The following is a 15,161-nucleotide window of genomic DNA, read 5'->3' as shown; positions in this document are numbered from 1 at the left end:
TCTTGCTATGTGACGGTCGGTGTGGGAGCGCTTGGTTGCCGGGTCTGCCGCTTGACAGCGGCGGTCCCGCCCAAGCTCAAGCGGGACCATTACGGGCAGGGCTTCCGCATCCTGCCCGGCTCCCTGCTCCGCTTCGCGAAGGACGGGAGCTGTTACTTCCGCAGACGATCTAACTCGTCAGCGGTTAATTCGCGATAACTGCCAATTTCCAAATTGGCATCCAGCTCCAGGTCACCCATGGCAACACGTTTCAAATAAACCACGCGTTTGCCTACAGCCTGAAACATTCTTTTCACCTGGTGGAACTTGCCCTCATGAATGATCAATGAGATGGAAGAAAACACGCCCTCTTCCGTTTCCTCACGATCCAGCACAGTCAGTTCCGCAGGCAACGTCTCATATCCATCATCCAGCTGAATGCCGGCTTTGAATTTTTCGATATCTTCTTCATCAACATTTCCCAGCACACGGGCTTCATACGTCTTGGGCACATGTTTACGCGGGGATAACAGATCATGGGCAAGCGGCCCATCATTGGTTAGGATGAGCAAGCCTTCGGTATCTTTGTCGAGCCGTCCCACAGGGAACGGATCGAAGACACGCTCCTCTTTACGCAGCAGATCAATCACCGTTTTATCCCGATTATCTTCGGTTGCCGACACCACGCCAGGTGGTTTGTGCAGCATCAGGTAGATCATTTCACGATACACGATCCGCTCTCCATCGGCTTCAATTACGTTTACGTCTGGATTAACCTGCACGCCACTGTCTTTCACCGGCTTACCGTCCACACGGATTCTGCCCTGCTTCACCATCTTTTTGAGTTCACTTCGTGACCCCACGCCCATATGGCTCAATATTTTATCCAGACGCAGCGTTTGTTTGCCTTTTCCACTCATACCGATGTCCACCTCCAGCCTGCCGGATATTCATTTTTCAGTACACCATCCAGCCATTTCCCCCAGCCAGCCGCAAAACCGTCCACACACACCAATACGAAACCTTTGGCCACCGTATCTGCTTGACGATCAACTCGTGCCTCTTCGATGTTCAAAGTTTCTCCTTTGAGATACCTTACTGCTTCACCCTCTGCCGAAGATAAATTAACGGATCTCTGGGCTTCAGCTGCATTCAAAGCGCATGCAAGCGGATGAGAGGGCACAAATCGCCCATTCTTCACGGTACCCATAAACCATCCCGGTCGTATAACCTTGAGCCCTTCCAGGCGGGCAGCATCCACAGAAGATTGATACACTCGATCGCCGTAATACACCGTTTCTCCAGCAAGCTCGATTTCCAGATTTTCTTGTAAAAATTGAGCATACACCGTTCCTGGATCGACATTCGCCTGGTCGGTTCCTCGTCCCTGAGCCCGTTCGTTTTTGCGACCACCACGTTCGTTTCCTTTGCCCTGTTTTCCCTGAGCCTTGCCACCAAGGGTATGCCTGTCATTGCGTTCTCTGGATTCGGTTCTCATTAGACGTTCCCGTTTCCGCTCTTCTTTACTGATTGGTGCAGATACACGGATAAATGGATCTACCGATTCACTTGGTTCGGTGAAATCTGCGCCCACTGCCTGTCCAATTTGTAAAACACTGCCCTCTTCTTGATTTCCGTCTTCTTCTGCAAGAGATTCCCCACGATGCTGCAATACAGCAACATAATGTCCCTCCCCCTCTAACAGATGAGGCCACAACCTCGCAGTGCCGCGCGTTTGGTCCAGCACAGATCCCGTCTCTTCTGCTTTTTCGGGCAACATCTGACGCACCCATTCCGGTCGTCCTGGAGCAAATCCTGCACTTTCCGGGATGTCATTCACCACAAAATCAGGATTGATGTTCAGAAATTCCGCAATCATCGCTTCATTTTCCTCTGGCGCAAACGTACATGTAGAATATACGATGGTTCCTCCTGGAGCAAGCAGTTTGGCCGCAGTCTCCAGAATATCGCGCTGCATCAGCACACATTTTTCCACCGAATGATTTTCCCAGGATTTCACCATGTCCTCATCTTTACGGAACATGCCCTCACCCGAGCAAGGCGCATCGATTAACACTTTATCAAAATAATGAGGAAATGCATTGGCAATCCGTTCCGGAGATTCATTCAATACTACAGCATTGCGTACTCCATAAAGTTCCACGTTTTTGGCGAGGGCTTTCGTACGTTCCGCATGGATATCATTCGTAACGAGTACACCCTTGCCTTGCAGCTTGGCTGCAATCTGGGTTGTTTTCCCGCCAGGAGCCGCACATAGATCCAGCACACGTTCCCCGGGTTTCACATTCAATAATTCAACTGGGGCCATGGCACTTGGTTCCTGGATATAATACAAACCCGCATGATAATAAGGATGTAACCCCGGCTTAACCCCGTGAGGCACATAAAAACCCGTTCCGCACCACGGAATGGGTCGCATATCAAATGGAGCAATTTCCTTGAATTGTTCCAGCGATATTTTTAACGTATTCACTCTCAGCCCCGCATGTGGCGACTGCTCATAAGATTTCATAAATTGTTCAAATTCATCGCCTAACAAGCTTTTCATGCGCTCGGCAAATATCGAAGGCAGCTGTACAGCCATAATCCCACTCATCCTGTCTTGTTAAAATTGCATATAGTTCTATGTTATCATATCCGGGCAATGCTTTCCTATTGCTTCATACATATTCCACTACAGCGTGTAATGTAGTATAATGGCAAGTAGATTGATTGATGTGCAAAAATTCGGGTGTTTATGCATATTATCCCATCCTGTCTTTTTGCCAAACTATATTTCGATATGATCGATGGGGGATGTCTTAATGAAATCCAAGAAGAAAAAGAAAAGTGCTGCGATCCTTATTTTCCTGGGTATTTTCGTCGTATTAATTGCAGCACTTGTCCTGGTGAATCAGCAATCCAAGAAACAAATGGACGCCGTGGGGAATGCTTATGGCATCGCCGCTTCCAAGCTTAATCCCGCAACCCGCGAATTGCTGGACGATCCGAACTACCAACAAATTATTTTGCCTGATGATCTGAAAGCCAGAATTGATAACAAAGACAGCTTCTTTGTATATTTCTTTGCCTCCGACTGCTCACACTGCCGTGCGACAACACCTCAGCTGATGCCGCTGGTCGATGAGGAAGGTATTCAACTGCCTCAGTTCAATCTGCGCGAATTCGATTCCGGTTGGACAGATTATAACATTGAGTTCACACCGACTCTGGTATATTATCAGGATGGTGTTGAGAAAGACCGCATGGTTGGTGGGCTGCAGGAAAATGGCAGTGACAACGGTTATACGCTGGATGACTACAAGCAATTTTTCGAGAAATATAAAGGCAGTGCTACTCCATCAGCAAGCTAATCGTATATTACTTCGTGGATGCGATGGATCCGCATGGATCATATTGTCCTTTGCATGGACAAACTCTGGAATCATTCCAAACTTTTAATGATGTCTTTTAATATCGAACACCCCGGCCAATTCCTCTAGAGGAACTGTCGGGGTGTTTTTTATAGATCATATATCTGACAATAGTTAATGATGAAGTGAATGATGACTTTCTATTACAAGCTTACTCGCTCTGCAAGTTCTGTTCTTGCTGCAATGCTTTCATCTTCTCTTCATAGATTCGTCCACGTGTAGGACTTCGGCGTTGGGGAATATTAGGCTTCAGTTCAAGAGCTCGTTCTCGAACCTCCCGGGCCAGCACCTCATCCTGAATCTGAATGTGCAAGTCTCTGTAAGGAAATTTCTGTGGCTCCGGACCCGAAAGTCCATGAACCAGCTCCTGTACTTCTTGCACCAACGGTCCTAGGGAAATGCCTCGCGAAGTTTCCGGATATGACTTTAACAGATCTACCGAACTCTGTAACATCATGCGTCCTCCGCGAAGGTTATCATTCCTGAAATGATACAGCCCCACTGCGATTTGCAGCAATCCTTTGTACAGAGAATCCCGATCCCGTTCAAGCCACAGTTCTTCCAATACCTCATGGCATTCAAAGTAGTCCTGATCGCGATTGAAGTAGATCAGATAGTCAACATACAGCGGCTCATAGCTGCTCATCCGGGTTTTCGCCCTTTCTAGCCGCATTCAGAAGTGCTTTCACATCATCCAGAAGGTCTTTTAACCCTTCCATATCATGACGCTCCCAGCAGTCATTGAAGCGCTTTTGTGCCTCTATCGCTTCGTTCACGAGGTGGTAGAAGTACAATTGATGTATGATGTTAAGCGTTCTTGATACAATATTGGAATCATCCTCAAAGGCCTTTTGCGCCTCCAGAATTTGCAGACGGATCGCCGACATCTCATTATCGAGTACAAAAGCGGCTTCCGCCGTCTTTTTCAATCTTGCGCGCATATCATCCGGCAGACTCTCCCGAAACTTGTAACTCAAGGAGTGCTCGATCGTGGCCCAGAAGTTCATCGCCAGTGTCCGAATCTGAATCTCGGCCAGCACATTCTTTTGCCCCAGAGCGGTCTGAACAGGATACTCAATAATCATATGGAAACTGCGGTAGCCGCTCTCTTTGAAATTAGTGATATAATCTTTCTCGATTAATACCGTCAAATCCTTGCGACCACGAATATACTCGGCTACTCGCCGAATATCATCCACAAACTGGCACATAATGCGGATACCTGCAATATCCTCAATGCCTGTTTCCACCTGATCAAGCGGCACATTCAGGCGTCTGGATTTCTCCAGAATGCTGGATATTTTTTTGACACGACCGGTAACGAATTCGATCGGGGCGTATTCTTCCCTTTTCTTAAGCTCCGCCCGCATCGTTTTAAACTTAACTTTCAATTCCTCTACCGCTTGTTCATAAGGAAGTAAAAATGTACCCCAGTCTCTACCGTCCATGCTTATGCCTCCTGTCTCTATAGCTTCCCCTGTTCTTATCCATTATACATGATGTTAAGCGGGGGGAAGAGTTCCGTACGACATTACCCTCTTCCACGCTTCTAATTTTCAATCCGGGAAACTCCGAAACATTGCTTAACGATGCTCTGCACCGACAGCTTCCGAAATATGACTGTAACCGTCTTTGCGCAGCAATTCACGCAGTCCGGCATGAATGCGCCGGTTCACTTCAGGTCCTTCATAGATCAATGCCGTATATATTTCCACTAGGCTGGCTCCTGCTTTAATCTTTTCGTAAGCATCTTCGCTTGTGAAAATGCCCCCCGATCCGATGATTGGCAGTTTTCCTTCTGTCTGGCGATAGATTTGACGAATGATTTCCGTGGAACGGTCATGCAGCGGCTTGCCACTTAGTCCACCTGTCTCTTTGGCATGCTGATGGGACAGACCTTCTCGGCTAATCGTTGTATTCGTTGCGATGATTCCAGCAACTCCACTATCTGCAATGGTACTCACCATATATTCAAGCTCCTGGTCATTCACATCAGGTGCAATTTTGACCAGCACCGATTTAACGGAACCGCCCGCTCTGTTGCGCTGCGTCTCCATCTCATTCATGACAGCGGCAAGCAATTCCTTCAATTCATTCCCATGTTGCAGATTACGCAAATCCGGTGTATTTGGTGAACTGATATTCACCACGAACAGGTCCGCATAATCATATAGCGCCCGAATGCATTTTGCATAATCCAGATGCGCTTCTTCATTAGGTGTCGCCTTGTTCTTGCCTATATTAACGGCCACTGGAATTCGGCGCTCCTTGAGGCGTGCCAATTCGACTGCCATGGCTTCGGCTCCAAGGTTATTGAATCCCATCCGGTTCACCAATGCCTCATCGGGAGGCAGGCGGAATAACCTTGGCTGGTCGTTACCTGGCTGTGCAAGTGGTGTGACTGTGCCCACTTCCATGAAGCCAAACCCGATGGAAGAAAAGCCCGTTACAGCCTGTCCGTTTTTGTCCAAACCGGCCGCAAGTCCTACAGGTGTAGGGAAATGACATCCGAACATGTCCACAGCCAGATCCGATGTTTCACGCACGCCATACATGACACGCAAACCGGAAGGAACCGGGCGAATACTCCCCATTCCACTGAGGCCCCCGATAATTAGATGATGGGCCTGCTCAGGGTCCATTTTGAACAACAAGGGTTTAGCAAGACTTCTGTATAACAAATCAATCACTCCGTTCTGGTCCGGTACGCTGAAAAAATGCTTTCCGTCTTTTTCATATGTAAAAAAACACTCTAAACACAAGTCTATCCGTTTCTTCTTCAAAAGGAAAGTAGTTTGAGCATAGACAGAAGGAATCGTATTATGCAAAATGCTCACAAGAAATCCACCCGCCTACTGGAAATGGCGAGTTGAATTCTTTACAATGGGAGCATGGCTACATCTATATAGCCTTATTCCATGAAGGAGGAACAGCCCATGGCTCCCAAACGCAAACCACCTACTTTGCAGCAAAAGAAAGATGAGGTCAACCGGAAAGCCATTATCTGGACGGCAGCCAGCGTCGGTGGACTGATCATTATCATTGGTGCGCTTATTATTATCGCCAACCTGTAAATGCTTCAACCGACTGTTTCTGCATCTACATACCAATCCAGCATGGATTTTACGTTTTCTTCGGTCTGAATCACTTGGTTTTTCGTTTAATTCAACCAATGATACGTCTTATTCGGATTATTTTGCTTGGGAACAAGTGTGTACCGGTAGCGATCCTTTGCTTCTGGAACAATTGCTGTCTCTGGCAGTAAATCTTTCCCGATGCGTACCGGAGTTCCCTGAGGAGCAAGAGCAAATAGCTCTTCCACATCTTCAGTACTCATTCTCACACATCCAAGGGATTCATCCAGCCCGATACTGTTTGGCTCGTTGGTCCCATGGATGGCATAATTCGTGTCCGATAGCTGCATTCCCCTACTCCCAAATTCGCCGTTGGAGCGACCATTTGGATTTACAACCTTGTCTGAAATCACAAACGAACCCTCTGGAGTGCGATCTCCCCCAAGCCCCACCTCGTAATTCCGAATAATGGTGTTGCCACTAATCAATGCAAGCTTATGTCTGCTCTTGTCCACGATGATCTCAAGCCGATCCTGCAAAAAAGGCTTTCCGCCTAACGTATCCACAAATGCAGCATTTTTGCCTTGCGGCGAATCTGAACTTTCACCGATTCCCTCATCTGTGTTTTTCCCTTTTCCCATTATCCCTTGTTGATGCATAGCTAGTAGTGTCGGAAACATCCGGGTCATGCCAGGTGCAGTCTCTCCCAGAATATTATTTGGAAATGGCTGGGCAAGTTGCGCCACACTTTTCGGCCAGCTTCCGTTTTGTTTCTTATATGTAATCATTGCACTCGACAGAGCTGCCGCGGATTCCTGTTTGGCTGTCCAGGCCTGTGCCAACCGCTTGATCTCCGGTGATACTTCCGGTGGTTTACAGTTACACTGTTTGGCATCATAACTCTGTGCCGTTAATTTGCCACTGCTGTTCGTCTGAACGATGTATTTCACCGACATATTTCGCTTCCATAATGTCCAGTTACCTGCAACCTGCATTCCAAGCACAGCCGACGTCTGCACTTTGACACCAGAGCCCGACCATGCAGCTGCAAGTGCAGCCTCACCCTGGTCACCTCCACCGAATGCTCCAGCTGTAAACACATTGGAATTCGTAATAAGAGCCAGGTCTTCCTTCGGGCTATTGCCTGATTCGTTATCCGCAGAATCGTCCATCGGTTCCAACGCTGAAGCCAAAGCCTCGGCTGCATCCCGATTGAAACCGGGAGCATCCGCAGGTGGTAATCCTGCCAGTACAAGCAACATCAGTAGGGTGAGCCACATCTTGCGAACACGATGTTTTTTCTCCTTTTGCTCAGCCATCTCAACCAGCTTCTCCTGATAATCCACCCATATATCTGCCGGTGCCTTACTTCGCTCGAAAGCCTCGTAGACTTCACCCGCCTGTTGAAAACAATAGTTCGCCTTGGCCTCCTGCCCTTCACCCAAATATTCCTTACCGAGTAAATACCAGGCCATTTTATTGTCAGGATGTTTCTTTACATATGTTCGTAGGTGAGTATTTTGCATCCGATCCTCCATCATTTCGCCTTTTTCCGTTTCTATATATATCGGCAAATGATGACAAGAAATCCATAGGACTTGAGTACCCGGATCTTAACCCCAACATTCGACAAAAAAAGCACGTCCCACTGCCTCAAAGGCAGAAGAATGTGCTTTTATATGTTCATATGAAAGAAATTAACCTTCTTTGTTGAAAGGTTCATCCGCTACTTTAATGGAGTCCGTAGGGCAGCCGTCGCAAGCATCCTGCATGTCGTCGAACAAGTCATCCGGAATTGCTTTGATCCCTTTGTTGGCATCCCCATCGAAGATTACTTCTGCCAAACCTTCATCATCATAATCATAAATGTCTGGCGCCGTTGCTCCGCATGCTCCGCACGCAATACATGTATCTTTTTCAACCCAAGTAAATTTACTCATTACCAATCTCTCCTCCTATTATTCAAAAACGTACAGTATTTTTATCTAGAAACATATTAATACAAAGTAAGAGTTATTACAAATAATTTTAACAGCCTCAAGACTCCATTATGCCCTATTTAATCGGGACTTTGCAAATTATCTTTTTGCAGCGATGTTCCCCGGACCTTATGATTACGCAGTAATACGGAAGGATCATCCCCCAGCATTCCAGCTGTAACGACAGCATTCTCACCAAATTTGTCACGTAACTGATCCATAATGCGAATTAGGTTTTCCTTCTTCGGCTTCTGCTCATATTCAAACAGATCAAGCTGTATCACCGACTCCTCACGCGGAATCAACGTTTGAAGGGTCACACCCAACATACGAACAGGCTTCCCGCCGCCCCAATGTTTCGCAAATAAAGCACAAGCCTCCCGGTATATGATTGATGCATCTTCAGTAGGCACTTCCATCATCCGTGATCTCGTAATCGTCTTCATATCTGGTGTACGAATCGTAATCTGAATGCCCTGACTGAGCATTTCGTGCTTGCGCAACCGTCTGGCAACCTGATCACTTATATTCAGCAGTACCCGATGCACATCATCCATTTCAGATATATCCGCAGGTAACGTTGTTGTGTGTCCGATCGATTTGTTCGCTTCACGTTCAGCCTGAACTGCCGAATGATTAATGCCGTTTGCTGAATTTTTTAACCAAGAGCCATTAATTCCAAACACATCGGTTAACATCCGTTCGTCTGATTTGGCCAGCTGGCCTATTGTTTCAATGCCCAGCTTCTTCAGCTTTTCCGCTGTCTTTTTGCCAATCCCAAACATCTCGTTGCAAGGTCTATGCCATAAAATCTGAGGTACATCCCTCATCCGCAAAATCGAAATGCCATTAGGCTTTTTCAAATCAGAGGCCATCTTGGCAAGCAGCTTGTTGGGTGCAATTCCGATCGAACAGGGCATCCCCAGCTCATCCCGGATTCTGGTCTGAATACTTTCCGCAATTTCCAGCGGTGTACCGAACTGTCTGGACCCCGTAATATCGAGGTAACACTCATCGATTGAGGTCGCTTCAAGCAGCGGTGTATAACTGTAAGCTATTTTCATGAATTCTTTCGAATACCTACGATATAAATGAAAATCCGGACGAATCACAATTAAGTCAGGACATTTCTTCAATGCTTGATGAACGACCATACCTGTGGAAATACCCCTGCTTCGTGCCGTGTACGAACAAGTTACAATGACACCTTTGCGCACTTCACTACTGCCAGCAACGGCCGTCGCTTTTCCTCTATATAATTCCGGTTCCTCGGCTTCATGTACAGAGCAATAAAAAGCATTCATATCGACATGCAAAATCACTCGTCCGGCGGTAGGATAATATCGATCTACATTTATGTTGTTATGCGTCTCGTCCGAAGACATGATCTACCACCGCCCTTTCGTATACACAATTCCGTTAAATGCAATCTCTACTCTATTATATCAAAATCCCTTATGTAAAAATCATTTATGTCCCCTTATTTTCGGCGAGATTTAACGATCGATCGAATGACAGCCCACACGGCAACGACGAAAATGGCGATCAAAATGAATGAAATGATTGTGTTCTCCCAAACAAAAGACATCCTCTTCCCCTCCATCTACAAAGACATAATATGAATCCATTTTCAATCCTGGAATATATGCATTTAGATGAAGCATAACATATTACAAGACTACGTTCACAGCTCACTCAACTCTATAATCCATCATTTGTTACACCAAATGCTGAATTCGATGTAGCAATTGGCGATAATGGTGCTATAATAATTAATTATACAAATTCACGATTTTAGGACAAATCTACACTTTGAATTTAATACAGTGTAGCGTTACAGAATCGAAGGGTTCGTCACCAACATGTTCATATGTTTTTTAAACACACCATTAAACTTTCTAAAAAAAGCGCTTCATCTTAAAGGAGGATCTTCATGTCAAAGGCCATCTCCATCTTCGATACGACTTTACGTGACGGCACACAAGGGGAGGGAGTCAGCTTATCGGCAGATGACAAGCTCAAAATTGCCAAGAAGCTCGATGACCTGGGTGCTCATTATATTGAAGGCGGAATTCCAGGCAGCAATACCAAGGACATTGAGTTTTTCAAAAGAGTCAAGGAACTGAACCTGAACGCGAAGGTTGTCGCTTTTGGCAGTACACGTCGTAAAGGCAGCATCGCCAGTGAAGACGCCAACTTGAAGCGCATGATTGAATCCGGTGCTCAGGCAGCAACTCTGGTTGGAAAATCATGGGATTTCCACGTACACACTGCTTTGCAGACCACTTTGGAAGAAAATCTTTCCATGATCTACGACTCCATTGCCTATCTGAAACAAAACGATATGGAAGTCATCTTTGATGCAGAACATTTCTTTGACGGATTCAAACACAATCCGGAATACGCACAGGCTGTATTGACCAAAGCCCATGAAGCTGGAGCGGACTGGCTTGTAATGTGTGACACCAACGGTGGAACAATGCCGCATGAGGTGTACGAGATCGTATCCACTCTCGCTGGACGCCTTCCACAAGCTCATCTGGGCATTCATACACATAATGACTGTGAACTTGCTGTAGCCAACACCTTAAGCGCGGTACAAGCTGGTGCCAGACAGGTGCAAGGTACGATGAACGGTTATGGAGAGAGATGTGGTAATGCTAATCTAGCTTCCATTATCCCTAACCTGCAACTGAAGCTTGGATATGAGTGCGTTTCTGAGGATTCAATGAGACAGCTCACGAATGTTGCCCGTTATGTCAGTGAGATTGCCAACGTAAATATGCCAATCAACCAGCCTTACGTCGGAAATGCTGCTTTCGCTCACAAGGGCGGTATTCACGTCTCTGCCATATTGCGTGATTCCCGAACTTACGAACACATCGTTCCTGAGTTGGTTGGTAATAAACAGCGTGTGCTCGTCTCCGAGCTGGCAGGACAAAGTAATATTGTGTCCAAAGCACAGGAACTGGGTCTTGAATTCGATCCAAGCAGTGCCAACTCACGTCAGATCATTGAGAAAATCAAAGATCTGGAACATCAGGGCTATCAGTTCGAAGGCGCCGATGCCTCTCTTGAATTGTTGATCCGCGAAGCCAACGGTGACATGAAAGAATTGTTTACCTTTGAATCGTTCAAGATGCTTGTTGAAAAAGTGGCTGGCAAGTCTGTTGTTTCGGAAGCCTTTGTTAAACTTAACGTAGGCGGAACAAGTGCGTATACCGCAGCTGAAGGCAACGGTCCGGTTAATGCACTGGATAACGCACTTCGGAAAGCGCTTGTGCAGTATTTCCCTTCCCTTGCCAACATGCATCTGTCCGACTATAAAGTACGTGTTCTGGATGAAAAAGATGCTACTGCCGCGAAGGTTCGTGTATTAATTGAATCCAAAAACACAGAAAACACATGGAATACGGTCGGTGTATCCGAGAACGTGATTGAAGCGAGCTGGGAAGCCCTCGTACACAGTTTCCGTTATGCCCTTCTTCAGGAAAAATTGCAGGACGAGCCTGATGTAGTCAACATTCCAGCTCACGGTCTAAGCAACCATTAATGCATATTTCCCGGAAAATAAAAGAAGCGCCTGTTTCCAAAAAACATTGGAAGACAGGCGCTTTTGCTTCTCGCTTGGCTAGCTTCTTGCTCGGCTAATCCTCAATTAACTCCTTGATTTTTCTCTCCAGCTCTTTCTCAGGTAAAATCCCCAAGATAATTTCCTGAACGACACCTCGGGAATCAATCAGTACATTCGTCGGAAAAGCTAAACCGTTATATTTGGCATATGCTGTTCCGTCTTCATCAAGCAGAATAGGGAACGTCAGTTTGTATTCATCTACAAAAGCTTTGGCATCCCTGATTTTATCGTACGTAGTTACATTCACACCGTAGAGATCCAACTTATCCTTGTATTTTGCTGCCAATGTATTGAGCGCAGGAGCTTCCTGCTTGCACGGTTCACACCAGGATGCCCAGAAACTGACGAAGATGGCTTTTTCCTTGGCCCCACCTACAGCGTAGGTTTTCCCATCCATGGCTTTCAAAGAGAATGCTGGTGCCAGTAAACCCGCTTTCGGCCCCGTCTCCGTCGGCATTGGCTCCTCTTGCTTAAACACGGCTGCGATTCCGTTGTCTGCATTTTGGGCCAAAGCAATGCCAACAAGCAAAACAACACCCAGCAGTATGTATATATTTCGTTTCATGGCCAGCCACCCTTTTGTATAATCAAACATATTGAGATTCACGCTCTTCTAACATGTGAGATATTTCAAGCTCTCTCTCATATTGTACCCTTTTCCTTTAAAATTTTACAATCCGGGTCACACAAAATAAAATAAAAAAGGACTCCTGCCGAAGCAGGAGCCAAAGAGAGAGGGGTGAATACAAATGGCAGCACTTCACGGGCAGCAAAACACCTTATACATCCCTTCCTCCGTAGAACAGGAGATGTCTAAGTACATGTTCGCTTCACTGCCACAGGAAACCTGCGGGGTTGTGCTGGGTGAAGCCGCAGCGGGCGGCATACGAATCAGTCGGTTTCAGCCCATTCGTAACGTAGCGCCTGACCCGCTGCACCATTTTGCATTGGATGATGCCGAATGGATCCGGTGTGTGTTCAATGAGCCACAACTTATCGGACTCTTTCACTCCCACCCCCGAACCACTCCCGTACCTTCCAATGAGGATCTGCGTAACCTACCGATTTTCGCCGGACTACTCCAGGTATATTTTATAGGCTCGCCTGATCAGACAACTGGTACACAATCAAAGATGCTTCTAAAGGGTTATCAAATTCATGCAAGTATTGATTCAAGCATTGGAATGAGCCATGTCCAATCATACAGCTTACAGCCCGCCCAGTTATGCGTGACTTAACTGAGTGTACAGATCACCTAATGTTTCTACATTTTTGCGAGACATATCCTCCAGATAACAGGACCATAACTGCGCAGTCATTTTGGCGTCCTCCAAGGCGTGGTGGCGTCCATAGATCGGAATGCTTTTGGATTCCAGCAATTCATCCAGACCATAGCCCGGTCTGTTCGGTTCAAGCCAACGTGCCAGCATCATCGTATCGATGAGCCGGTGCGTTAGCCTTACTTTGGATGTCCGCCACAAGGCCGCATTCAGAAAAGCCCGATCATGCGCACTTGCATGGGCAACCAGTACACTTCCGCCAACAAAAGACATGAAGTCATGCAAACCTTCCAGGAGCGACGGAGCATCCATCGTCATTTCCTGTGTAATTCCCGTCAGTTCGGTAATGTGTTCCGGAACGGAGACTTTGGACTGAACCAACGTATAGAATTGCTCATTCTCCAGCATCACACCGCCATTAATACGAACCGCCCCAAAGGAAAGGATCTCATCCCCATGCTGGGGAGAGAAGCCCGTCGTTTCCAGATCAAATACGACAGCATTCAATTCGTTCAAGGGTGTGTGTAGCACCTCGGGTCTGCGCTGTTCTCTCATCATCGAACGGATAAACGCCATATGTTGCGCCGTAGGGGCTCCCATTATGGAAGCGATGGCGGAAGGAACCCCTCCCTGGCGCAGCGAATTCCAGAATCCAGTATTGCCCCTTGCCGGCTCTCTCATGGACGTCTCCTTTCTGCAAAACGAAGTTGTCTTTGCAGCGCACGATGTACTCGCCGCACCAACCCTAACGTATCCCGGAGTTCATAATGTATTTGTTTTTCCTTCAATTGCTTCTCATTCAGGAAACCACCACTATGCTGCAACCCTTGTTTGACCACAATGGGTGTACTGCGTCGCAGCTTCAAAGCCGTCATAAATGAACGCTGAGCTGCATCCAGCAATGTAAGCGGAACTGCTTCGAGCGAGACCAACCTCTGAATCCGCTTGAGTGTGGACGTTTCTTTGATACCATGCTGTAAAGCCAGAAAACGCGCACTGTTCACCAGAGGAATATACAGGCCATATTTCACATCAAATCCACCTGCATGTTCACCGAATCGTTCCGTTACGACCCTTCCAAGAATGTTCAGCGTCGCCTTGTGTTTAACGGTATTGCGCAGCACAGCATCGGAAAGCTCAGGAACCGATCTGAACCCTTCATAAAATGCAGAAATCCATTCCTCCGCAAGCTCTGGATCACCTGCAACAAAACGCATGTCTGAAGCGATAATTAGATTGCGAACCGGCTCCCATGACAGGTCCGATCCCCACGCTATCAGTTGTTCCTTCCAAGATTCCAGCGTTTTCCTCCATAGAGGCTCTGAACACATCACTTTGCCTTCACATTTGGCGTAACCAAGTACCTCCAACATATCGGTCATTCGAAGTCCGAGTTCGGCAAAATATGTCTCTTTCCCCTTATGAGGGATATCACTGATAATCATGCCATTATCCTGATCACTCCATAACGTCGCTTCTTGCCTGCCGGAACTGCCAAAAACGATAAAGGCATAGGGGACGGGAGGTCGGCCTAAGCCTTCCTCTACCATCCCCTGGATGCATAACTCTACTGCCCGCCGAGCAACCCGGTCATGCAGGTCATTTACCGTCTGGTACCATTCAATCGGCGACAAGGAAGCGGACAACAGTTCCTGGAGCTCATTCTGCAATATCACACGTGCCTGGCGCAGTTCTTGAGAAGATGCCGCACCATCTATTCCCTGATAGGACCAGGATTGATTTATATACGGGATGGGTTCCATCATGTCCAGCCTCCTTGA

At 46.9% G+C, this 15,161-nt stretch carries 15 protein-coding genes; 4 read left to right on the top strand and 11 right to left on the bottom strand.

The features are described from left to right. Positions 1 to 152: 152 nt before the first annotated feature. Positions 153 to 899, bottom strand: coding sequence for a pseudouridine synthase (locus tag AC3ITG_RS10680; protein ID WP_110002286.1), 747 nt, complete (start codon positions 897 to 899; stop codon positions 153 to 155). Continuing rightward, entirely contained in the window at positions 896 to 2,584 is a 1,689-nt protein-coding gene (locus AC3ITG_RS10675) for an RsmB/NOP family class I SAM-dependent RNA methyltransferase (protein WP_489253695.1), read from the bottom strand. Before AC3ITG_RS10675 ends, AC3ITG_RS10680 begins: the two co-directional genes overlap by 4 nt. A gap of 220 nt (positions 2,585 to 2,804) precedes the next feature. On the opposite strand from AC3ITG_RS10675, the gene AC3ITG_RS10670 reads away from it, so the two are divergent. Continuing rightward, on the top strand, positions 2,805 to 3,353 hold the full coding sequence (locus tag AC3ITG_RS10670) for a thioredoxin family protein (protein WP_489253694.1): 549 nt from the start codon (positions 2,805 to 2,807) through the stop codon (positions 3,351 to 3,353). Between the two features lie 211 nt (positions 3,354 to 3,564). Here the strand turns inward: AC3ITG_RS10670 and AC3ITG_RS10665 are convergent, their stop codons facing one another. The 3 genes from AC3ITG_RS10665 to AC3ITG_RS10655 form a co-directional block, all read right to left on the bottom strand. Further along, complete coding sequence (locus AC3ITG_RS10665; protein ID WP_413377181.1) at positions 3,565 to 4,059, bottom strand: DUF309 domain-containing protein; 495 nt, start codon at positions 4,057 to 4,059, stop codon at positions 3,565 to 3,567. Further along, entirely contained in the window at positions 4,046 to 4,861 is an 816-nt protein-coding gene (yjbM, locus tag AC3ITG_RS10660; protein WP_053783647.1) for a GTP diphosphokinase, read from the bottom strand. Before yjbM ends, AC3ITG_RS10665 begins: the two co-directional genes overlap by 14 nt. Positions 4,862 to 4,996: 135 nt before the next feature. Further along, positions 4,997 to 6,094, bottom strand: coding sequence for a quinone-dependent dihydroorotate dehydrogenase (locus AC3ITG_RS10655; RefSeq protein WP_489253693.1), 1,098 nt, complete (start codon positions 6,092 to 6,094; stop codon positions 4,997 to 4,999). 255 nt (positions 6,095 to 6,349) lie between these two features. Between AC3ITG_RS10655 and AC3ITG_RS10650 the strand changes: the two genes are divergently transcribed. Continuing rightward, positions 6,350 to 6,487, top strand: coding sequence for a hypothetical protein (locus AC3ITG_RS10650; protein WP_162842436.1), 138 nt, complete (start codon positions 6,350 to 6,352; stop codon positions 6,485 to 6,487). 86 nt (positions 6,488 to 6,573) lie between these two features. Here the strand turns inward: AC3ITG_RS10650 and AC3ITG_RS10645 are convergent, their stop codons facing one another. The 3 genes from AC3ITG_RS10645 to AC3ITG_RS10635 all read right to left on the bottom strand — a co-directional run bounded on the left by AC3ITG_RS10645 (position 6,574) and on the right by AC3ITG_RS10635 (position 9,851). Further along, positions 6,574 to 8,013: a L,D-transpeptidase family protein gene (locus AC3ITG_RS10645; protein WP_489253692.1), complete on the bottom strand. Its 1,440-nt coding sequence runs from the start codon at positions 8,011 to 8,013 to the stop codon at positions 6,574 to 6,576. A 171-nt stretch (positions 8,014 to 8,184) separates the two neighbouring features. Next, entirely contained in the window at positions 8,185 to 8,427 is a 243-nt protein-coding gene (locus AC3ITG_RS10640; RefSeq protein WP_024629252.1) for a ferredoxin, read from the bottom strand. A 119-nt stretch (positions 8,428 to 8,546) separates the two neighbouring features. Next, positions 8,547 to 9,851, bottom strand: coding sequence for a DNA polymerase IV (locus AC3ITG_RS10635; RefSeq protein WP_489253691.1), 1,305 nt, complete (start codon positions 9,849 to 9,851; stop codon positions 8,547 to 8,549). A 548-nt stretch (positions 9,852 to 10,399) separates the two neighbouring features. Between AC3ITG_RS10635 and cimA the strand changes: the two genes are divergently transcribed. Beyond that, entirely contained in the window at positions 10,400 to 12,019 is a 1,620-nt protein-coding gene (gene cimA / locus AC3ITG_RS10630) for a citramalate synthase (protein ID WP_489253690.1), read from the top strand. Between the two features lie 94 nt (positions 12,020 to 12,113). Here the strand turns inward: cimA and AC3ITG_RS10625 are convergent, their stop codons facing one another. Next, positions 12,114 to 12,665, bottom strand: a complete 552-nt coding sequence (locus AC3ITG_RS10625) for a TlpA family protein disulfide reductase (protein WP_090807412.1) — start codon at positions 12,663 to 12,665, stop codon at positions 12,114 to 12,116. Positions 12,666 to 12,849: 184 nt separating this feature from the next. Here AC3ITG_RS10625 and AC3ITG_RS10620 point away from each other — a divergent pair, with 184 nt between their 5' ends. Then, entirely contained in the window at positions 12,850 to 13,338 is a 489-nt protein-coding gene (locus AC3ITG_RS10620) for a M67 family metallopeptidase (RefSeq protein WP_489253689.1), read from the top strand. Here the strand turns inward: AC3ITG_RS10620 and AC3ITG_RS10615 are convergent. Beyond that, positions 13,324 to 14,061, bottom strand: coding sequence for an exonuclease domain-containing protein (locus AC3ITG_RS10615; protein WP_413377168.1), 738 nt, complete (start codon positions 14,059 to 14,061; stop codon positions 13,324 to 13,326). The two genes, AC3ITG_RS10620 and AC3ITG_RS10615, sit on opposite strands and share 15 nt — an antisense overlap. Continuing rightward, positions 14,058 to 15,152 (bottom strand): DUF294 nucleotidyltransferase-like domain-containing protein, encoded by a 1,095-nt coding sequence (locus AC3ITG_RS10610; RefSeq protein WP_413379559.1) that lies wholly within the window; start codon positions 15,150 to 15,152, stop codon positions 14,058 to 14,060. Before AC3ITG_RS10610 ends, AC3ITG_RS10615 begins: the two co-directional genes overlap by 4 nt. Positions 15,153 to 15,161: the final 9 nt, after the last annotated feature.

This window comes from Paenibacillus sp. GL_099_B, assembly GCF_057835695.1.
Note: the sequence above shows the minus strand (reverse complement) of the source record. Positions and strands in the feature narration are given on the sequence as shown.